We start from the raw sequence: 20780 nt of genomic DNA, 5'->3' as shown, positions 1-20780 counted from the left end.
CGCGATCTTGCGCTGGCGCCCGGGCAATCGCTCATGCTGCCGTCGGCGCGCGTCGACCTTGGCGGGTCGATGGCGTTCTTCCGGCGCCGATCGGGGCTGATCGCGCTGGTCACCGGAGCGGCGCTGGCGATCGGCGCGGCGGTGACCTTCTCGATGCCGATCACGTACACGGCCGAGGCGGTCGTCAGCCTGCTGGCGCCGACCGACACGCCTGAGGCCGCGGCAAGCGCCGGGCGACAGGCCGGGCCTTCGCCGAACAGCTCTTACGTCGATACGCAAGTGGAGACGCTGAAATCGCGCGACCTTGCGCAGCGTGTCGCTTCCGCACTCGGCGTCCTCGACGGCAAGAGCGCGGCCCAGCAGGCCGAGATCGTCACCACGTACCAGAACAACGTCTCGGCCGTGCGCAGCGGCGAGAGCTATGCGCTCAAGGTCGCGTTCAAGGCGCCGAACGGGCAGGACGCGGCGAAAGTCGCCAACATGTACGCGCAGCAGTTCACCCAGATCGAGGTCAAGGCCGCGCACGAGAGCAACACCGAAACCGCCAAGCTGGTCGCGCCCCGGCTCGAGCAACTGCGCCAGCAGGCCCACGCCGATACCGAGCGGCTGCAGCGCTACCGCATCGCCAACGGCCTCTTGAGCACTTCGGGTGCCTCGCTGACCGAGCAGGAGATTTCCAGCTACAACCAGGAAGTCACCAAGGCCCGCGCCGAGGCGGCCGAGAGCCAGGCGCGGCTCGCGACGGCGCAGGCGCAGCTGCGCTCGGGATCGGCGGGCGACGACGTGGGCGAGGCGCTCGGTTCGGGCGTGATCGGCTCGCTGCGCGCGCGGGAATCGCAGATCGGCGGCGAGGTCGCCAACATGCAGGCGCGCTACGGCCCCAATCATCCCCAGCTCGTGCGCAGCCGGAGCGAACTCGCCGAAGTGCGCAGCGACATCAGGAACGAGATTACCCGCATCATGTCCAACCTGCAGGCGCAGCGCGACGTGGCGGACCAGCGCCTCGCCTCGCTCAGCTCCAGCCTCGGTGCGGCGCGCGGTAACCTTGCGCGCAACAACGCGGCGATGGTCGGCCTCGATGAACTGGAGCGCACCGCGCAGTCCTCGCAGGCGATGTACGAGACGTACCTCAACAGCTACCGCCAGCTGATCGCGCAGGACGGCACCCAGCGGCCGAACGCCCGCGTGCTGTCGCTGGCCGAGGTGCCGCTGCTGCCAAGCTCGCCCAACATTCCCATGAACATGCTGCTGGCGCTGGTGATCGGCCTCGGTGCCGGGCTTGCCGCCGCATACGTCGCCGAGGCGCTGTTCCGCGGCGTGACGACGTCGGACGAAGTCGAGCAGGGATTGGGCAGCCGCTACCTCGGCGCGATCCCGCTGCTCGCTTCGGTCAGCCGCAAGTCGCGGCGCGAGGTGCCCGCGATCACGCAGGAACCGCGCTCCGCCTTCGCCGAATCGTTCCGCTCGCTGCGCACCTCGATCGAGCAGGCGGTCTATGGCCCGGCGCAGATCATAGCGGTGACCTCGGCGCTCCCCAAGGAGGGCAAGACGACGGTGGCCTCCTGCCTCGCGCAGACGCTGGCGGTCAGCGGGCGCGGCGCGATCCTCGTCGACTGCGATTTGCGCGGGCGCGGTGTCAGCAAGCTGCTGCGCCTCTCGCCCGAGCATCCCGGCCTGATCGAAGTGCTCGAAGGCAAGGTTTCGCTCGCCGATGCGCTGGTGACTGGGGAATCGGGGCTCTGTGTCCTGCCGGTCAAGCCTTCCGACCTTGCCCATGACACGCTGCTGACCGGCGAGACTTTCACCCGGCTGCTGCAGGAACTGCGCGCCTGCTTCGATTATGTCGTGCTCGACCTGCCGCCGGTGTTGCCGATCGCGGCGGGCCGCACCCTCGCCGGAATGGCCGACGCGACGGTGCTGGTTGTGCGCTGGCGCAAGACGATGAAGGGTGCGGCGCGCTCGGCCCTGGGCATGCTGCCGCGTGAGAGCGTCAACGTCGTGGGCGTGACGATCAACCGGATGGACATGCGCCGCAAGCGCCTCTTCGGCTACTCCGACCCGGCCTACTTCTACCGTGAATACAAGGCCTATTACGCATGACACTGAACCTTGCCGAACCCCCGGTGGCGGGACGGCACACCCGGTTCAGCGAACCGCGCGTCGCCATCGTCCATTACTGGCTGGTGTCGATGCGCGGCGGGGAGCGGGTGCTGGAGCGGCTGCTCGGCCTGTTCCCGGGCGCGGACGTGTTCACCCACGTCTACGATGAAAGCCGGATGTCGGAGAGCATCCGCAAGGCCAACGTGACGACGACCTGGATCAACGGCTTGCCGTTCTCGCGCCGGTTGTACCAGTATTACCTGCCGCTGATGCCGATGGCATTGGAGCATCTCGACCTGACCGGCTACGACCTCGTCATCAGCAGCGAGAGCGGGCCGGCCAAGGGGGTGATCACCAGCCCCCATGCGCAGCACTTGTGCTACTGCCACTCGCCGATGCGGTATCTGTGGGATCACTACCACCTCTACCGCAAGGACGCCAATCCGATCGCCCGCGCGGCGATGCCGCTGATCTACCACCGGATGCGGCAATGGGACATGTCGTCCAGCGCAAGGGTGGACACGATCGTCGCCAACAGCAGCTTCATCCGCGAGCGCGTGCGCAAGTTCTGGCGGCGCGAGTCCGAGGTCATCCACCCGCCGGTCGATACGCGCATCTTCACCCCCAGCCTCGACGTCGATGATCACTACCTGTGGGTCGGCCAGATGGTGCCCTACAAACGCCCCGACCTTGCGGTGGAGGCGTTCAACCGCACCGGACTGCCGCTGCTCATGGTGGGTGACGGCGGGATGCTCGCCAGGCTCAAGCGCGTCGCCGGGCCGAACATCCGCTTCGTCTCGCGGCTGGGTTTCAACGAGTTGCGGCAGGCTTATGCGCGGGCGCGGGGCCTGGTGTTCACGGCGGAGGAGGACTTCGGCATCGTCCCGGTGGAGGCCATGGCCTCGGGCCGCCCGGTGCTGGCCTATGGGCGCGGCGGCGTGCTCGACAGCGTGGTGCCGGGCGAGACCGGCCTGTTCTTCGAACGACAGACGGCGGACTCGCTGGTCGACGGGATCGAGCGGTTCGAGCGCTGGCTTCCCGAATTCGACCCGAGCGTCGCGGTCGCGCAGTCCAACCGCTTCGCGCCCGAGCATTTCGATCGCAAGATCCTTACGGCGGTGGGGCAACTGTCATGAGCTTCACTTTCGTCGGCCTCGTGCAGCTGGTGATCGGCTTCGTGCTGCTGTTCCGCTCGATGCCCGCGATGCTGCTGTTCCTGATGGCCTCGGGCCTGTTCGGCGGGGCGGCGGCGCTGACGGTTCCGGCGCTGGGCAACAGCTCGATACCGCCGATCCAGTTCGCGCTGGTCTTCGTCTATCTGCGCGTGCTGATGCCGAGCGGCGGCTATTTCGAACTGTGGCGCGACGGGGTGAAGGACAACTTCCCGCTCGTGCTCTTCACGCTCTACGGCATGGTTGCCGCGCTGGTCGCGCCGCGCATCTTCGCCGGGCAGATCGATGTCGCGCCGATGCGCTTCGATGATGCGCGTAGCCTGTTCGATACGGTGCCGTTGAAGCCGACTTCGCAGAACATCACAGCCTGTGTGTACCTCTTGGGTGCCCTTATGGTCACGTTGAGTGCCTATGTGGCGGTGCGTACGGCGGGCGGAATCGAGGCTCTGGTCAAGGGCGGCGTCGTCATCGGCTGGGTCCACGCGCTGACCGGCCTGATCGCCTCGCAGACCAAGGGCACCTGGGTGCAGGACGTCTTCGCGCTGTTCCGCAACGGCGCCTACGCCCAGCTTGATCAGTCTTATCAAGGATTTAACCGGGTGGACGGGCTTTTCCCCGAAGCCTCCGGCTGGGCCGCCTTCGCGCTCGGCTGGTTCGTGTTCAACGCCGAGTGCTGGTATCGCTCGGTCTGGGCACGCCACACCGGCACGGCCGCGCTCCTGCTGGGCGGCGTCCTGTTCCTCAGTACCTCCAGCACCGCCTACGTCGGCCTCGCCTGCTACGCCGCGTTCTTCGCCGGGCGCGCCGCATTGTTCCCGGCCGCAGCGCAGCCGCAGCGGCTCCGGCAGGCCGCTGCCGCGCTCGTCGCGCTGGTGTTCCTGGTGGCGGTGGCAATCGCGGTTGTGCCTGGAATGGCAGCGAAAATCGGGCAGATGGTCGTGCATATGACGGTGGACAAGGGGACCAGCGTGTCCGGCCAGCAGCGCCTGTTCTGGGCCATGCAGGGAGTAACCGCCTTCATCGCCTCGGGCGGTCTCGGCATCGGGCCGGGCAGTTTCCGCTCGTCCAGCCTGTTCATGGCGATCCTTGGTACGATGGGCGTGATCGGGATCGGCACTTTCGTGTGGTATCTCATCAGCGTGGTGCGGCCGATCGGCGCCACCGTGGCCGCAAGCGGGCACGAGGCGATGATCGCGGTGATGCGGGCCTGCGCGGTGACGGCACCGATCATCCTGATCCCGGCAGCGGTGTCCTCCCCCAACAGCCACCCAGGCACCAGCTTCGCGATCTTCGCAGGCGCCGCGCTCGGCCTCAGGCGGATGATCCCGCACGTGGTGAGGAAGCCCGACCTGGCGATACTGGTCAGCCGCAAACTCTCCGGGTCGCCGCCGCAAGCCGTTGCAACTGCACGATCTTCCGGAGGTTCCGCCTGATGCATTTCCGCTCGATTAACGACCTCTACCGCGATGTCTGGCGTGGCCTTTCCCGGCTGCCGCAGGACATCGACCTGGTGGTTGGCGTGCCCCGCAGCGGGATGCTGCCCGCTTCTATGGTGGCCCTCGCACGCAACCTGCCGTTGGCGGACATCGATGGTTTCGCGGAAGGTAGGCTGCTCTCCTCCGGACATACCCGGCGTGAGGAAGGGACCGCTTCCTGGTTCGCTCATGTCCTCGTTATCGATGACAGTTGCCGCACCGGCGCCTCCATGCAGGAGGCGCGTGCGAAGCTGGCACACCTCGATTGTCGCATCACCTTCGCGGCGGTCTACGGCGCGCCGGGCAAGTCCGGCGGCGCCGACTTCGTGTTCGAGACTGTCCCGGAACCACGCGTTTTCGAGTGGAACGTGCTGCATCATCCGATCGTCTCGCGCTCCTGCTTCGACATTGACGGCGTGCTCTGCGTCGACCCGACCGAGCGCGAGAACGACGACGGCGCCCGCTACCTGAATTTCCTCGCCAGCGCCGTGCCGCTCCACCGCCCGCGCCGAGAGATCGCGATGCTGGTGACCAGCCGGCTGGAGAAGTACCGTGCGCCGACCGAGGACTGGCTGGACCGTCACGGCGTACGTTACGGCCAGCTCCGGATGCTCGACCTCCCCGACGCCGCCGCGCGGCGGCGCCTGCGGGCACACGGCAGTTTCAAGGCGGAAGTTTATCGCGAAGCCGCCTGTGACCTGTTCGTGGAGAGCGAACTGCCGCAGGCCCGCGACATTGCGCGGCTGTCCGGCAAACCCGTGCTCAGCCTTCAGGACCCGCAGATGCTGATGCCGGGGATGATGAACCCGCAGGCGATCCGCCATACGCTGGCTCCGCGCCGGTTCCGCGCGCGTGTTGGCCGGATGGTCTCGCGCGTGCTGCGAGCAGGGTAGCGGTGAAGCACCAGCCGGTGATCGATGCAGGGAGCGACGGGGCTGCGACGCCCCGCCATTCGCATCGGCGGCAGGTCTTCGTACCGGGTGATCTGCACAATCTCGGCGACCTCAAGCTGGTGCTGCAGAACCTTGCGGTCTCGCGAGGGGAGGGCGGAGCGGTGCGGTACTGGGCGCGGATCCCCGCAGCGATCGTCAGGCAGGTCGAGGAGGCAGGCGGCGAACTCACGCCGGGCAAGCGCCTGCTTCACTTCGCGGGCCGGGCCTTCGGGACCGATCTCGTGATTGGCGGCGGCCAGATCGTGCGGGACAACGTGTCGATCGCGTCGATGTTCGGCCTTGCACTGGCCGCCGTAAGCGCACGCGCGGGCGGCGGGCGCGTGGTCACGCGGGGGCTTGGGGTGAGTGTGATCCGTTCACGCTCCCGGCGTTTTCTCTGGCGCATGGTGCTGCGACGCTGCGCCGTGGTGAACGTGCGCGATGCGGCTTCCGCGCGTAATCTGGCCGATTTGCTGCCGGGCAAGGCGGTGGCGGTCCTCGCCGACATGGTGTTCCTGCCTACCGGCGCGTATGTAGAAGCCGAACGCGAGCCGGTCGCGCGCTGGATCGTGGTGGCGCCTTGCGACGACGGCAGCGAGCGCCGCTCGCTTGACGGCGCCGCGCTCGATGCGGTGCTGGATGCAGCGCAGGCGGCATTGCCCGACGCGCGGGTCGCCATTGCCTGCCACGACCCGCGCGAATCGATGGACAAGGCGTCCGCTGCCCGTCTCGCAAGCCGTTGGCAGGGGCGTGAGCCCCATGTCTTCGACAGTTTCGAACTGGAAACCCTGACGCAGCTCTATCGCGACGCCGCTCTGGTGGTGACGAACCGGCTGCATTCGCTGATCTTCGCGATCCTTGCCGATGCGCCCGCGCTGGCGATCGAGGACGGCACGGCCAAGGTCCGTGTCGTGGCCGACGACTTCGCGATTCCCCTGATCGGCCGTGAGGAGGCGGGCAAGGCCGGAGCCAAAGTCGCGGCGGCGTTGGCGTTCGATGGCGCGGCCCGGGCGCAAGTCAGGCAGGAACTCGGGCGCAGGGCGGCGCTCAACCTCGATTGATGCCCGAAAGGGCTAATCCCGCTGCGCCGCCGCTCGCCCGCCGTGGCACTTTCCGTCCAGGCGGGGAGACGGCATCACGGCACCGTGCAGTATCCCGCTGCCTCGACATCGGCGCGGCCGTCAGGCCCTGCACGATTCCCGGTGGTCCGGGTGATGCGCGCGATGACGGCGATCGTCGCGGCCATCGGCCTGTGCTCCTATGCACTGCCTGCCGCCGTGCGCGCGCCGGTCTCCGTGACGGCCCGATCCGGGCCGGTGATGCTCCGCAATCCGGTCGTGAAGCCGCCATTCGGTTCCGCCGCACCGGCAGCCGATACCGCCGGTTCACCCGAGGCAGCGCACCTGCTCAATGATGCGCGGCGTTTCGATGCGCGTCCGGGCCTCGCGAAGCCCTTCGCCTTCGCGGGCGGCGAGCAAGACCATCTGCGGGCGCTGACCTGCCTCGCTGCGGCGGGCTTGTACGAGGCGGGCGACGATGCCGCCGGGGAGCGTGCGGTGATGCAGGTGGTGCTCAACCGCGTGCGCCACGGGGTCTACCCGGCGAGCGTGTGCGGCGTGGTGTTTCAGGGGTCCGAACTATCGACCGGCTGCCAGTTCACCTTCACCTGCGACGGCGCGATGACGCGGCGGCCAGCGCCCGAAGCCTGGCGGCGTGCGCGGGTTCTCGCAGCGGCGGCGCTGTCCGGAGCGGTGGACCCGGCGGTGGGCGATGCTACGCATTACCATGCGGACTACGTCTATCCCTACTGGGCGCCGAGCCTCACGAAAGTCGCGCAGGTCGGCGCGCATGTGTTCTACCGGTTCGCCGGAGGGCATCTTGTCCGCCCGAATGCGCCGGAGCCCGTGATCGAGCGGCTCGGGGCACTTATGGGATCGGAACAGGCAGAAGTCGAAACCACCGCAGCGTCCTTGCCTACCGTCACGGAGCCCGCATTTACCGCCGCACATCCGTCCGTCATGGCAGGGAACCCCGGCGGTGTTCAGGGTGATGCGATACTCCTCGCCATCGATCCGGCGACACCTCCGGGACGGTGGGCAATGGATGCGCTCTCCCGCTGCGCGGGCAAGGCCAATTGCCGTGTCGTTGCCTGGCCCTCTCCCGCAATGCTGGAGGCCAACCGCCTGCGGTCGCCGTTCCAGCGCGACCTTCCGGTCTTCGTCTTCATCCGCGACCCGGCGAGCCACCGCGACCTGGCGCTGTGGGATTGCTCCGCCGTGACCCGTCCGGATATGCGGCAATGCCTGCCGCCCGACCGCGTCGCCGTCCAGAGACTGCTCCATACTCCGCTTTAAGGTTAAGAAACCGTCAGATTTCCTGCTCCCGTGCGGACCGGCGCAAGCCCGGGGCCGCGCGTCCCGTTGCGCCTTCCGGAGGGTATGATCGCCCGATATGCGGCCGATCCGGATTCGCCCTCTGGAGCAACGACAATAATGTCCGAATACGGTTTCCCTCTCTCTCGACGTCACCTGATCGGCGCGCTTGCGACCGCTCCCCTCCTTCCTTCCATCGCACGGGGCGCTACCCCTTCCATCAGCCGGCTGATGGTGCAGGGGCGTCCGCAAGACACCCAATCGCCCTACAAACTGGCTAACATATTGCCTGCGCTCGACAAGCTGGGCGGCGTGCGCAAGATGCGCTGCCGCGAGCCTTACAGCGGAACCGCAGGCTGGGCGACTTACGTGGGCCTCGCAAGGGCGGGCGTGCGGTTCTGCTTCACGCTTTCGGTGCGGGACATCCGCAAGAGCATCGCCGACATGAAAGCGTTCGTGGCGACCGTTCCCAATTCGATCTTCGCCATCGAGTTTCCCAACGAGCCGGATCTCAATCCGGTCACCTACAATGGCGTGACCGACAAGCGCATGGGCTTCCGCACCGGTAATGCACCGGCCCTGATGGCGTTCATCAAGGACTTCCATGCCGCCATCAAGGTGGACCCGGTGCTGCGCTCGATCCCGCTGGTCGCCAGCAACGACTTCATGCAGGCACAGCAGGCGCCGTACACCGACTTGGCCAATTCCCACATCTACCCGACGCCGCCGTCCGACGTCGCCGGGCGCGTGGCGGGGTTCAAGCAGAAGGTGGTCGAGAGCAAGACCACCCAGGGCATCATCACCGAGTGGGGCCGCACGACGGGGGGAAGCGCCAGCAACAATACCTCGCCGCCGGTCACGATCGCCCAGCAGGCGACGTTGCTGGCGTCCGACGTCAAGACCGCGATGGCGCAGTCCTACGTCCACACGATCAGCATCTACGAGCTGTTCTGCTGGAAGGGCACGAGCGAGATCACCAATTTCGGCCTGTTCAACACCGACCTGACACCGCGCCCGGCGGTGGCGGCGATCCGTTCCGCGGTAGGCGCGTGAGGATCAGGCCCCGGTTATCGCCGGGGCCCTTCGCCCTTTCCTGAAGCGGGCGATCGCGGTGCGTGCGAGGCCGAGCAGTTCGGCCTCCGCGCCCGCGCTTCGCCCGCTGCCGATCCACAGCAGGTGGAGCATGCCGAGGTAGGTCAGCGCGCCCAAGGGTGCGAGCACGGCGATGCGTGCGATGGGCATCGCACCGACTTGCAGCAGTTCGTGATCGGCCGCCAGTACCGCCGCCGCCATCACGACCACGGCCAGGATGGTACGCCGATGCGCCTTCATCTGATCGAGAATGGGGAGTCCGGTCAGCTTCGTGACGAGCGCGGACGTGATGAACAGGCCCAGCACCGAACTCAGCAGCCGTCCCCAGACCAGCCCCATCAGGCCCCAGCCCATAAGCCCGACCGTCACGCAAGGGACGCGCAGCGCCAGTCCCCAGACGTCGCGCACGAAGAGCGTGCGGGTGGCCCCTTCGGCCATGGCCAGGGGGCGCGATCCGGTCACCAGCGTCTGCAGCGCGTAGCTGAAGCCGATCACCTGGATCAGCGGCACCGTTATCAGCCATTTCTGCCCGAGCGCCACGCGCACCATCGGGTCGGCGAGCAACATGAAGCCGACCGCGATCGGCAAGGCGACGATGCCGATCGCGCCTTGCGCGGTCTGGTAGGCGGTGCGCAGCCGGGCCCGGTCGCCCTGCATGCGGGCGAAGCTGGGAAACAGGGTCTGGACCAGCGGCGTCGTCGCCTCGCGGCTCGGGATGGCGGAGACGTTGTCGGCCATCGAATAGGCGCCCAGCTGCGCGGTCGGCAGGAACAGGCCGATCACCAGCTGATCGAAGCGCCAGTTCACCTCGTTCATCACCTGGCCGAGGAACAGCCAGCTGGAGAAGCCCAGCAGGTCACGTGAACGCGAGAGGGTGAAGCGCGGCCGGTAAGGCACGACGAGGTAGCTCAGCACCGTACCCAGCGCGCCGCCGATCGCCGATCCCACCACGATAGCCCAGTAGTTGCGCAGCCACAGCGCCAGCCCAACGGAGATCGCCAGCGCCGACAGCTTCTGCACGATCTGCAGCATGATCATCGGCCGGAAATTCATCGCCCGCATCCGCAGCGAAACGAGCGGATTGGTGAGCCCCGCCAGTGCGCCGGTGATGCCCGACAGCACGAAGAGCGGCGCCAGCCTGTCGTCGCCGTAGAGCCGGGCCAGCGGTTCGGACGCCAGCGCGAAGCCGCCGGCAATGAGGGCCGCGCGCAGCAACGACATGGTCCAGGCGCTGTCGATGTGCGCGGGCGTCACCTCGTCGCGCTGGATGAGGGCCGATCCGACCGAAAGCTCGGTCAGCGCGACCAGTACGCCCAGCACCGTCGTGCAGATGGCGACGAGGCCGAAGTCCTGCGGCGTGAGCAACCGCGCCAGCACGACCAGCGCGCCGAGATTGGCGAGGTTGGTGGCTATTCGCGTTGCCCCGAGGGCTGCGGCGCCGCGCGCTACACCGACCTTGCTCATGCGGCGCTGGCCGGGCGTGGCTGGCGCAGGTCGTCCCAGATGCCGCGCGTGGTGCGCCAGCCGACCGCCAGAGCGCGCTTGCTGGGGGCCTGAAAAAACGAGCGCAGGATCAGCCACAGCGCCGCGCCGTTGCTGCCGAAGCGGCGCTTGATGTCGGCTTCCACCAGCTTGTGCTGTGAGTGGATGCGCGCCCGTTCGCCCGCACGCTCGACGTCGGCGAGGAGGTTGGCGAAGATGGCGCGGTGGCCGGAGAGCACCTTGTTCATATTGGTCGTGATCCGCTCGTGCGGGCCACAGTTGAACCGCACCAGCGGCAGGCGCGCAACCCCCATGGGTCCGATACGGCGCAAACGGAACCACAAGTCCCAGTCCTGGCAGCTTGGCAGCTCCGGATTGAACCCGGTTGCCTCCTGCAGCGCCGATCGCCGGATCACCGCGCCCGACGTGCTGCCGAGGCCATTGGCGCAGCGCAAGTCGAGCAACGAGGGGTTGTCGCGCGGCCGGTGGATCTTCTCCACCTTGATGCCGACGAGGCGAAATCCGCAGAACAGGCCGACCAGATCGGGCCGTTCTTCCAGCAGTGCGAACTGGCGCTCCAGCTTATCCGGCTCCCACGCATCGTCGGAATCGAGGAAGGCGACCCATTCCGAGCGCGCCCGTGCGATCCCGGCATTGCGCGCGACATTGGCGCCGCCGTGCTGCATCTCGACCAGTTCGATGGCCGGATCGTCCTGCGCCAGCGTGCGGACCCATTCGATCGTGCCGTCGGTTGAGCCGTCGTCGACGATGAAGATCCGCGCGACTGGCAGGGTCTGCGCCTTTATGCTGGCGATGGCCTCGGGGAGCAGGTCCCGGCGGTTGTAGGTCGGGATCACCACGTCGATGGTCGGGCCTGCGTGCTTCATCGCGGCTGTCCTCCTGAAACCTGTTTGATGACGTCCATCAGGCCCGAGCCCGCCGCCTTCCAGGTGAAGCGCGCGGCGCGGCGGCGACCCTGCGCGATCTTGAAGGCGCGCAGGGCGGGATCGCTGCGCAGGCGCACGATGGCCTCGGCCCACTCGTCCGGGCGGTCGGTGCCGGCGTAGATCGCGGCGTCTCCGCAAGCCTCGGGGATCGCGCCGGCCGGGCTGGCGACCACGGGGCAGTCGCACAGCATCGCTTCGAGCGGGGGGAGTCCGAAGCCTTCGGTGCGCGAGGGAAACAGGATCGCCACCGCGCCGCCGAGAAGACTCTTGAGTTCGCCGTCATCAGGGCGTCCGGCAAAGATCGTGCCCTCGGGCGGACGGAGCCCCGACGCGGCGAGCGCCTCGCGCTGCGGGCCGACGACCACCAGCCGGGTCGGGGCGGCCGCGCCGGAGGAGAAGGCGTCGAAGACGACCGCGTTGTTCTTGTAGGCCTTGGGACTGCCGAACAGGACGGCGTAGCTCCCCGGTATCAGGCCAAGGCGTTCGCGCAGGCCGTTGTCCTCGGCCGCGTCGAGGATGTGGTCGGCCCCGTTGGCGATGACGCGCGTGCGCCCCTTATCGGCGATGGCATGCTGGTGCAGCAGGCGGCGGGAGAATTCCGAGACGGTCAGCGTCGCCTTGCTCGATCTCCCCAGCAGCGGCGTCAGCCAGCGATAGCCGATCCGCTGGCGGGCCGGATAGCCGCAGTCGGAGAACAGGAACTGCACGTCATGGATCATCGTGATCTTGTTGCGGTGGGCGATCGGCGCGAGGTTGGCGAGGTTCACCAGCACCCCGTCGCGGCTCGCCAGCGGCAGGATGACCTGTTCCCAGAACTGGTCGGTTCGCGCGTAGTCGCGTCGCTCTATGGCTTGTAGTGGCGGCACCCAGTCGGCTTTTGTCGCCGTCATCAGATAGGCGCGGGGCCGGTGTTCAAGGGGGATCAGCGCCAGCATGCGGTCGCACTCGCGGATCAGCCGGTCGGCGACGCGGTGGACGCCGTTCAGCCCGCCGGAATAGAATTTGCCGTTGAAGTAGATGGGGCGCGGCATGGTCACATCGTCTCGACGCGGCGCGGATCGATGCGGCCGGTCATGAGGTCGCGAAGCGCGATGAGGTTGCCCAGCAGGCGCCCGCGCCGGTCGATGTGCGGTTCGGGATAGAAGCTGCGCAGCGCGTTCGAGGCAAGGTTCTGTACCAGTAGCCGCTGGCCGAGGTTGGGCTGCATCGTACCCTTGCGCCACAAGTGGACGAGGTTGGCGACTTGCGAATAGCCCAGCCGCTTGCCCGGCGACCGGGCGCTGCGGGTGCCGAGGTGGATGCCGGTCAGCCGATCGCCCGACACCAGCCTGCCGCGCTTGCCGAGCTGGTGGGTAAAGTCGATGTCCTCCTGCCAGCCGTAAAGCGGCAGCGCCTCGTCGAACCACAGCCTGTCGATAGCCGAAGCGCGCACGGCCATGTTGCAGCCGTAGAGCGCCTGTCGCGGCCGGAGCGGAGTGAAGGCGGGCAGGGTGTGGCCGTCCAGCCTCAGCGCTGCGGCGTCGAAGGGGATTTCCTCGCCGTGGATGCCGTCGGCCAGCAGGTCCCCGGTCGCCCCGACGATGCCCTGGTCGGCGAACGTCTCCTCGATCACCGCGAGGTAGTCGTTATGGACGACGAAATCGTCGTCGAGGAACACTATCACGTCGGTCCTGTCGCTCAGGTAACGCAGGGCCGCGTTGCGCTGGCGGCACAGGCCCTTGTCTCCTAAGATCACGCGGGCGGGCATGCGTGCCCGATCGATGCCCGCCACGTCGTCCGGTCCGGTGGCCGAGACGAGGATGCCGTCGGGCAGGCGGCTTTGCTCGGCAATGCGGTCCACCGTGCGGGCGAGCAGTGCGGCACGGCCGACGGTGGCGAATACGACGTGGATGCGCATGAGACTATACTCCCCCGGCCGCGCGGCGGTCGCGGAATGGCAGGATGATGGCGGTCGGGGGGCTTTCGGGGGCGTCGCTCACGCTGCGCCGCACTGCCGCAAAAAGGCCGGAGCGGCCGTCGTCGAGGAGCCCGGCGTAGCCATCGAGCAGGGCATCGATCCAGCGATTGGGGGACAGCGCGAGGGCGCGGGTGGCGCGGTGCGCGTTCTCGCTCATTTCGCGTGCCCGCGCGTCGTCGGCGAAGATCGCACCGAGACCGGCGGCGAAGGCGCCCATGTCCCGCGGATCGACGGCAAGGCCGGCGCCCGCCGCTACGATGTCCGGCGCGATCAGCGCATCGCGTGAGGCGATGACGGGCAGGCCGCTCCACAGAGCTTCCACGGCGGCGAGGCCGAACGGCTCGATATGGCGGCTGGGCATGACGACTACTCGGGCATCGCGGGCGAACTGGCCGATTTCCGAAGGCTTGCGGCGGCCGAGCCAGGCCATCTCCGGGTAACGGCGGCGCAAGTCGGCAAGCATGTCGCCGTCGCCGATGGCGGTCAGCCGCACTCCGGCGCGGCGGCAGGCTTCGGCCGCCAGGTCTATACCCTTGGTCGCTTCCATGCGGCCGACGAACAGGACGCCCCGGTTCTCCTCGGCGGGTATGCGCTCGGGAGTCCACGGGACGACCGGATTGGGCAGTACCGCCATGTCGCGCTCCGTCAGACCGGAGCGCGCGAAAAATCCGGCCATGCCGCCGTGGATCAGCAGCACGGGAGGCGGCTGGTCACCGATGACGCCGTTCTGGATGCCCTGCCGGGCGCTGCGCCACAGCTTCGATACCTTGCCGCGCCGGTCGCAGGCGGAGGTAAGGCAGGCCGCGCTCATCGGCGTGGCGGGGCAGGGCGCGTCCCGGCCGAAATGGAACATCGCGCCATTGGGGCAGGTGAGAAAGAAGTCGTGCGCGTGGACCAGCATGCGCTCGCGGACTGGCCGCATCGCTGCGAACAGCGCGGGCGAGAGGATCTGCGACCAGCCGTGGATATGATAGACCGTTCGCGGGGTGTCGTGGCTGGCGATCCATTGCGCCACCATCGCCGCTGCCGGGCGATTGTAGAGGCCGTGCACCATCGCCTTGGCGCGGCTGCCCTCCAGCAGCCGCCCGTGGCCAAGGGCAACGACCTCGATGCCATCGGCCTCCAGTTCGGGATTGCCTGCGGACCCGCACAGCAGTGTCACGTTCTGTCCGCGCCGCGCGAACTGCACCGCTGCCTCCAGCGCAAGGTGCGAAGCGCCGCCCTTGGCGTGGGCAAGGTCGTTGATGATGACGATGCGGTCGATCATCCGGCCACCGCAAGCTGGCCGGTCAGCGCATGAATGGCATCGGTCGCGCCTTGCAGCAGGTCGGTATGGACTTTCTCGTCGACGCCCTGCTCGATGGCCGTCACCGCAAGGTCGGCGACGTGCATCGGGCTCGTCTCACGCGGGTCGATGACGAAGGCGCCGCGTTCGGTCAGTTCGAAGAAGCTGCGCAGCTTGCTGTCCCAGGCAAAACCTATCGTCGGTACCCGGTAGGAATAGGCGACGATGCAGGCATGGAGGCGATGGGCGAGCACGCAGTCGAAACCGGACAGGGCATGGGCAAGTTCACGCGGCTCGGCGAAGTCGGGGGCGAAGTCGATGCCCGGCTCGCGGCCGATCCGGGCCTTCAGGCGGTCGCGGAACAGGCGGTCCTCCGGACTGCCGTTGGTGAACAGGACGACGTCGCGCCGAAGCGCCGTCAACTGGCGCGCCACGGCGCGCATCCATGCTTCCAACTGCCCGTCGTCGTGGGCACCCTCGTGATGAAGGCGCAGGGCGATAGGGGCCGTCACGCAGAGCCCGACGCGCGGCGGCCCGGATATTCTCGGTGTACCGTAATGTCGGGCGCTGAGAAGGCCGGGGTCCGGTGCGATCGTGGCCGGTCCGATGCCTTGGGTGCCCATGGTCGCGCGCCAGGTTTCGGCGGAGAGGTCGTCGCGAACCGATATGTGCAGCAGACGCGCCGCCCGCAGTTGCTCGGCCAGCCGTGTGCGTCCGGCGGTGGACCATTCCGCAGAGACGCCGACGCTTGCGATCGCCACCGGCAGTCGGCGGGCATTGGTCAGCTTGAGGGCTTCGGCGATCTTTACCGGAAAGTTCTGGTCGACATCCTGGAACAGCGCACCGCCGCCGATGATCACGCCGTCGCAGGCGGCCAGCGCCGTCTTCCAGCGCGGCGCAAGGCGATAGCGTACCAGCACCAGCAGCAGAGCGGGAACGAGCAGGGCACGCAGACCGGCCGGGAGGCGCTCGATGATCGATAGTGCAGTCGTACGGCGGCGCCCATGAGCGGCGCTGAAGCGGGTGCGCCCGGCGAGGTCGATCGAAACCGGCTCCATGCGCGGCCGGGCGCGGCGCAATTCGCCTTCCAGGCATTCCGCGATGATCCCGTCGCCCAGGTTCGGGCTGTACTTGACGTTCAGTATGGCGACGCGGGCGGCCGCAGGGGTTTCATCGGCGGAATGGTCGATGGTTTCCTCCGGCTGATCGGGGGTGTCTGGCGGATTCGAGAGGTGTTGAGCGTCGCGCGGATCGTCGAGCATCAATCGTTCGGCGGCTTCCATGGACGATCCTGTTTCCGGTTGCGGACAGACTGCATCCCGCGGCGCGGATCGGACGACCGCGACTGCACTGCAACAAGGCCAAGAGTATGAAATCGCAGCGCTCTGGCGAAGAGGTGCGAATGGGGGGCTACCGAAGGGGTAGGGCGGGGCACGGTGTGCGGATGGTCAGGACAACGGCCTGCCGTATTCTACCAGATCGGCCAGCGCGCGTAGCTGCTCGGGCAGTTCGGCGGACAGTCCGAAGCACTCGTAGAAGTTCACCGTAGCGCCCAGCATGGCGACCGCGACGGTGCTAGCAGGCAGCCCGCGCTCCGCCAGTCGCGCGTAAGTGGCGGCGAGCTGGTGCGACACGGGCGCGAAGTCGCGGTAGTCGATGTCGGCGCTGGTACGCGCGAGGCGATCAAGGCAGTCCCTGACGGTGTCGCGCTCGGTTTTTGAAGTATCGTGCATATCGACCCCTTCGAAAATCCGTCTTGTGAATCGGAAAACCAAGGGACGCGCCGCGTAGCTGCGCCCACTGCGTTGTATCGGGTCATCAATTGTCCGAAGCCAATTCTATGAAGTCGTCATCATTTCGCGCCGCCCGAGGCATCGCACTAACCCTTTGGAGGGAGACGGTTTACCCCAACTGCGCGAAAGGGTTGCTGCAGGGGTTGTCCGCGAAGAGCCCGTGGTACTCCAGATGGCCGGGATCGTCGGACCCGTCGTGCCTGGTGGCGAGGACGAACTCCGTCAGCAGCTTGCGGTCGAAAGCATCGAAGCGCTCCGCGATCCCGGGTTGCCGCAGCGCGAACCACCTGGCGCCGCCGAAGACTTCCAGCAGGTGCAGCGCTCCGGCTTCCATGTAGCCCAGATACCCGTGGCGGGCGCCGAAATCCTTCGCGAAAAGGGCGAAGTCGGCGTCGCTCATGGTGAAGGGGCCGGCCAGGCGGTGGAGGACGGCGCGCAGCGCAGCGCCGCTACCGCCGCGGGCGACGAGCCCCGCGACCCCGCCGGTGATGCCGACGCCCGCAATGCCTATGCCTGCCAGCGCGGTGCGGCGCGTGATTTCGGTCATGCCAGCACCTGCCGCGCGGCGCGGATCGACATGGCGGCGACCGTCAGGCTGGGGTTGCTGGCCGAACAGGTCGGAAATACGCTCGATCCCACGACGACGAGATTGCGCAGCGTGTGATGGACCTGTCCGCCATCGACCACGGAATCGCCCGGGTCGGTGCCCATGCGCAAGCTGCCTTGCAGATGGCTTTCAGTCGGCCGGACGGAGCGGCGCTCTATGCGCTCCACCGGAATGCCGGACAGGATATCGGGGAGTTGTTCGAAGGCCCGCTCGGCGCCCGCCACTGCATAGGCTCCAGGTTCGCCGCCGACGACCTTGGCCCGTCCGTCAGTATCGATCTCGACCGCGCATCTTTCGTCCGGCAGTTCCTCGGCGACGATGACGATCGGCAAGCTCTGACGCCAGCGGCCCGGCTCCGTCCTGAAGCCGAATTTCCAGCGATTCTCGAAATAGAGCAGCGCCGCGCCGGACGTCTTGCGGAACGGGCCGTCGTAGGCGCCATAGTCCAGGCCTGTGGTGATCGTGCTGCCATCGAAGTTGTCGATCCCGTCGAGCATGGCTTCCACCTCGATGCCGTAGGCTTCATGCAGGCCCTTGCCGACCGGCCCCTGCTCGATTCCGGATCGCAGCAGGATGGCGGGCGAGTGGATGGCGTTGGCGCCCAGCACGAAAAGGTCGCCGTGCACCGTGAACTCCCGTCCCCCGGAGCGGAACTGCGCCGAGCGCACCACCCCGCCGGAAGCGTCTAGATGGGTGACCTCGGCGCCCGGGCAGACTGTGACGGAGGCATGCTGGAAAGTGTCCATCAGCCCGTTGTTGGCGGTGAACTTCGCATCGACCGGACACAGCGAGCAGCGATGGTTGGCGCAGCAGGACGGCCGGGTCGCCGTCGCCACGCGGGCGCGGGCGGTCGGCATGACGAAGTGGAGATCGGGCCGGGCACGTTTCAGCCGGGCGTCCGGCGTCGAGGGATGATGCGGCGGCTGGGGGAAGGGCCGCGAGCGGGGCAGGACCCGGCCCATTGCCTCGTCGCCGGAGATGGCCATGATCTCCTCCGCCTCGCAGTAGAACGGTTCGAGCTGCGCGTAGTCGAACGGCCAGTCGCGTGCCGTTCCGTACAGCGAATGCAGGCGGAAGTCGCTCGGGTGGAAGCGGGGCGTCTGCGCGAACCAGCAGTTGGTGCCGCCGCCGAAGCCGATCGTGAAGTTCCACGGGTGATCGCCGGTATTGGCGAAGGTCGATCCGGGCTCGATACGGCTTTGCCTGCCGTCTTCCCACTGGTCCGCATGGCTGCGGATCTCGCCCCATTCCAGCACCAGTACCCTGCCCGCGCGCGCATGCTGCAAAGCTTCGTGGAGGAAGAAGCCGGAGCCGAAACCTGACCCGATCACCACCGTATCGAAGTGATGACCGGCGATATCTTCCGCGCGGACCTGCGTTTGCAGCCTGGTCATGCAGGCGTGCCCGTGTCCGGCGAGGCTACGCTATTTACGAAGTGAGGGACGATCTTCGGTCCGGACCTGTCCACGATGTGCGCATCCTTGTCGAAGTACCGCAAGTCGATGAAATGAATTTCTTAGGAAAGTTTCCATAGTTCTGTCGGCCTCGCAAATGGACATGATTGATTAATCCGATCGGATAGCGGGTTTGGCATTTGGACAAATCACAAATTAATCTCGGCATTCTCACTCGAGAAATTGCGAGCAGCTTCGGCTGCGCAAATTGGGGGTAATCCCAATGGTGCAATTGGAGCGGTCGCCCGGATGCGCGATTTTGTCTGGCCAGACACAAGGCGGCAACATGGGGGCATGTAGTGGCGAGCCAGGCATTGATCGACGCAAATCCAGGCATCGGCGTTTCCCATGCTCCGCGATCGCGCGGCGCGGCACCGGCGCGCCGCCTGTTCATCAATGGCCGCTTCCTCGTCCAGCAGGCGACCGGGGTACAGCGCGCGGCCCGCGAGATCACGGTCGCGCTGGACCGGATGCTGGGCAGCGGGGGTATCGTCGCCGACGTAACGCTGCTGGTGCCGCCGGGACCATGGGTCCAGCCCCTTTCCCTGGATCACATCAGGGTCGAGACGGTCGGTCGCCACACCGGGGTGCTGTGGGAGCAACTCGACCTGCCTCGCCATGCCCGTAGCGGTACTCTGCTGTGCCTGGGCAACAGCGCGCCAGCGCTGGCGCTGATCGGGCGCGAGGCCGACGTGGTGGTGATGATCCATGACGTCTCGTTTCTCGACCATCCGCATGCCTACAAACTCACGTACCGTGTGGGTCACCGGTTGATGCTGCCGCTGCTGATGCGCGGCGCGCGCGCCATCGTCACGGTTTCGGAAACCGAGCGCGAGCGGCTGGCACGGCTGGCTCCGGCTGCGGCGCCGAGGATAAGCGTCGCGCCCAATGGTGGCTGGAGCGCCGATGTCGTGCCATCCTCCGGTCAGGGGAAAGTAATGCCGCCGCCTGGCTACGGGCTCTACGTCGGCTCGCTGTCGCACCGGAAGAATTTCGCGCGCACGCTGGAGGCCGCCATTCGCCTTGCGCGTGAGGACGGGCTGCATTTCGTCTTCGTCGGCTCGTCGGGCAAGGTGCTGCGCCGGCCGCGATGCGAAGTGCCTGCCGATGTCGCGGGCCAGATCCACTTCGTGGGCCAGGTCAACGATGCCGCCAGTCTTGCGCGGATCTACCGTGACGCGCGTTTCCTGCTGTTCCCTTCGCTTTACGAAGCGTGCCCGCTGCCGCCAGTCGAGGCCGCGCATTTCGGCTGTCCGGTGGTGGTCTCCAACATCCCCTCGATGTGGGAGCGCTGCGGGCGGGGGATGACCTATTGCGACCCGCTGTCGGTCGATTCCATGCTGCGTGCGGTGCGCAGCGTGCTGCCGGATTCCGCGTGGCGAGACCGCGCGATCGCAGCCGGACATATGATGGCGCAGCGTCGATGCTGGCAGGATCAGGCGGCCTTGATCTGCGTCGCGGCACTGGGCGCGAATTGTCTTGCGGACCGGGCCTTGGGGGGTGGGGCCACGGTGGCGGCGGCGGAGTTTCAAGGCTCCGTCGCCGTCTCAGTCTGACCGGGTTCAGGCCGTAGCGGGCACCGAAGCGCAGTCCGGGAACGGGACATCCTCCACGGCTGCCGTGCGGAGCCGTTCCGTCTTGATCACCGCCACCACGCGGGCGATTTCCGCCGATGCCAGCCCGGAACCCATGGGCAGTCCGAGCAGTGAGCCGGAAAGGCTTTCGGTGACCGGCAATGCGTCGCGGGGGGCATCGGCGAGGTGGTCGTGCAGGTGCAGGCCGCGACCGTACCAGAACCGCGTCTCGACGCCCGCTAGGTCCGTTGCCGATTGCAGGGCTTCGGCCGTTGCCGCATCGGTGCAGCGGTGGATCACGTAGTTCGATGCGACATGCGGCGTCGTCAGCAGGTCTTCGGCGGGCAGCCCGGCCTGTGCGAACGCTGCCTGATAGGCCCTTGCGGCGCGCCCGAAATCGGCGCGCTTGGCCGACCAGCCGTCGAGTTCGGCGAGGGCTACGGCAGCGTGATACTCGCTCATCTTGCCGTTCAGGCTGGCGCTCTGACTGTTGCGCGATCCCATGAAGCCGAAGTTGGTCGCCTGCGATGCCTTGGCG

Annotated in this window: 18 protein-coding genes; 8 read left to right on the top strand and 10 right to left on the bottom strand. The window is 67.5% G+C overall.

The genetic code is table 11. From position 1 onward, the window contains the following. The 7 genes from LH128_RS04845 to LH128_RS04815 form a co-directional block, all read left to right on the top strand. A partial coding sequence (locus LH128_RS04845; protein WP_008828459.1) for a GumC family protein occupies nt 1–2100 on the top strand: 2100 nt, incomplete at its 5' end. Continuing rightward, entirely contained in the window at nt 2097–3236 is a 1140-nt protein-coding gene (locus LH128_RS04840; protein ID WP_008828458.1) for a glycosyltransferase, read from the top strand. The genes LH128_RS04845 and LH128_RS04840, both read left to right, overlap by 4 nt. Then, nucleotides 3233–4705, top strand: a complete 1473-nt coding sequence (locus tag LH128_RS04835) for a hypothetical protein (RefSeq protein ID WP_008828457.1) — start codon at nt 3233–3235, stop codon at nt 4703–4705. Before LH128_RS04840 ends, LH128_RS04835 begins: the two co-directional genes overlap by 4 nt. Further along, nucleotides 4705–5640 (top strand): phosphoribosyltransferase family protein, encoded by a 936-nt coding sequence (locus LH128_RS04830; RefSeq protein WP_008828456.1) that lies wholly within the window; start codon nt 4705–4707, stop codon nt 5638–5640. The genes LH128_RS04835 and LH128_RS04830 overlap by 1 nt, the downstream gene beginning before the upstream one ends. A gap of 2 nt (nt 5641–5642) precedes the next feature. Continuing rightward, nucleotides 5643–6740 (top strand): polysaccharide pyruvyl transferase family protein, encoded by a 1098-nt coding sequence (locus LH128_RS04825; protein WP_008828455.1) that lies wholly within the window; start codon nt 5643–5645, stop codon nt 6738–6740. Between the two features lie 42 nt (nt 6741–6782). Continuing rightward, on the top strand, nt 6783–8033 hold the full coding sequence (locus LH128_RS04820; protein ID WP_327195060.1) for a cell wall hydrolase: 1251 nt from the start codon (nt 6783–6785) through the stop codon (nt 8031–8033). A gap of 249 nt (nt 8034–8282) precedes the next feature. After that, entirely contained in the window at nt 8283–9104 is an 822-nt protein-coding gene (locus LH128_RS04815; RefSeq protein ID WP_327195059.1) for a calcium-binding protein, read from the top strand. A gap of 3 nt (nt 9105–9107) precedes the next feature. Here LH128_RS04815 and LH128_RS04810 read toward each other — a convergent pair whose 3' ends face one another. From LH128_RS04810 to LH128_RS04770, 9 genes are all read right to left on the bottom strand, one after another. Next, on the bottom strand, nt 9108–10607 hold the full coding sequence (locus LH128_RS04810; RefSeq protein WP_008828452.1) for a lipopolysaccharide biosynthesis protein: 1500 nt from the start codon (nt 10605–10607) through the stop codon (nt 9108–9110). Then, complete coding sequence (locus LH128_RS04805; protein ID WP_008828451.1) at nt 10604–11512, bottom strand: glycosyltransferase family 2 protein; 909 nt, start codon at nt 11510–11512, stop codon at nt 10604–10606. Before LH128_RS04805 ends, LH128_RS04810 begins: the two co-directional genes overlap by 4 nt. Continuing rightward, entirely contained in the window at nt 11509–12603 is a 1095-nt protein-coding gene (locus LH128_RS04800; protein ID WP_008828450.1) for a glycosyltransferase family 4 protein, read from the bottom strand. Before LH128_RS04800 ends, LH128_RS04805 begins: the two co-directional genes overlap by 4 nt. A gap of 2 nt (nt 12604–12605) precedes the next feature. Beyond that, a complete protein-coding gene (locus LH128_RS04795) occupies nt 12606–13469 on the bottom strand; it encodes a glycosyltransferase family 2 protein (protein ID WP_008828449.1) in 864 nt (287 codons plus the stop codon). 4 nt (nt 13470–13473) lie between these two features. After that, the gene (locus tag LH128_RS04790) at nt 13474–14796 is read right to left on the bottom strand and encodes a glycosyltransferase family 4 protein (protein ID WP_008828448.1); all 1323 of its coding nucleotides are present in this window, start codon (nt 14794–14796) and stop codon (nt 13474–13476) included. Next, nucleotides 14793–16097 (bottom strand): polysaccharide pyruvyl transferase family protein, encoded by a 1305-nt coding sequence (locus tag LH128_RS04785; RefSeq protein WP_008828447.1) that lies wholly within the window; start codon nt 16095–16097, stop codon nt 14793–14795. The genes LH128_RS04790 and LH128_RS04785 overlap by 4 nt, the downstream gene beginning before the upstream one ends. A 165-nt stretch (nt 16098–16262) precedes the next feature. Further along, entirely contained in the window at nt 16263–16547 is a 285-nt protein-coding gene (locus LH128_RS04780; RefSeq protein ID WP_008828446.1) for a hypothetical protein, read from the bottom strand. A gap of 169 nt (nt 16548–16716) precedes the next feature. After that, nucleotides 16717–17154, bottom strand: a complete 438-nt coding sequence (locus tag LH128_RS31260) for a hypothetical protein (RefSeq protein WP_008828445.1) — start codon at nt 17152–17154, stop codon at nt 16717–16719. Then, nucleotides 17151–18608, bottom strand: a complete 1458-nt coding sequence (locus LH128_RS04770; RefSeq protein WP_008828444.1) for a GMC oxidoreductase — start codon at nt 18606–18608, stop codon at nt 17151–17153. Before LH128_RS04770 ends, LH128_RS31260 begins: the two co-directional genes overlap by 4 nt. Nucleotides 18609–18967: 359 nt before the next feature. On the opposite strand from LH128_RS04770, the gene LH128_RS04765 reads away from it, so the two are divergent. Continuing rightward, on the top strand, nt 18968–20224 hold the full coding sequence (locus LH128_RS04765; RefSeq protein ID WP_008828443.1) for a glycosyltransferase family 4 protein: 1257 nt from the start codon (nt 18968–18970) through the stop codon (nt 20222–20224). A 6-nt stretch (nt 20225–20230) separates the two neighbouring features. On the opposite strand, the gene LH128_RS04760 is transcribed toward LH128_RS04765, so the two are convergent. Continuing rightward, on the bottom strand, nt 20231–20780 hold a 550-nt coding region (locus tag LH128_RS04760; RefSeq protein WP_008828442.1), incomplete at its 5' end, for a DegT/DnrJ/EryC1/StrS family aminotransferase.

Origin of the sequence: Sphingomonas sp. LH128 (assembly GCF_000293195.2) — a bacterium.
GTDB lineage: Bacteria > Pseudomonadota > Alphaproteobacteria > Sphingomonadales > Sphingomonadaceae > Novosphingobium > Novosphingobium resinovorum_A.
Note: the sequence above shows the minus strand (reverse complement) of the source record. Positions and strands in the feature narration are given on the sequence as shown.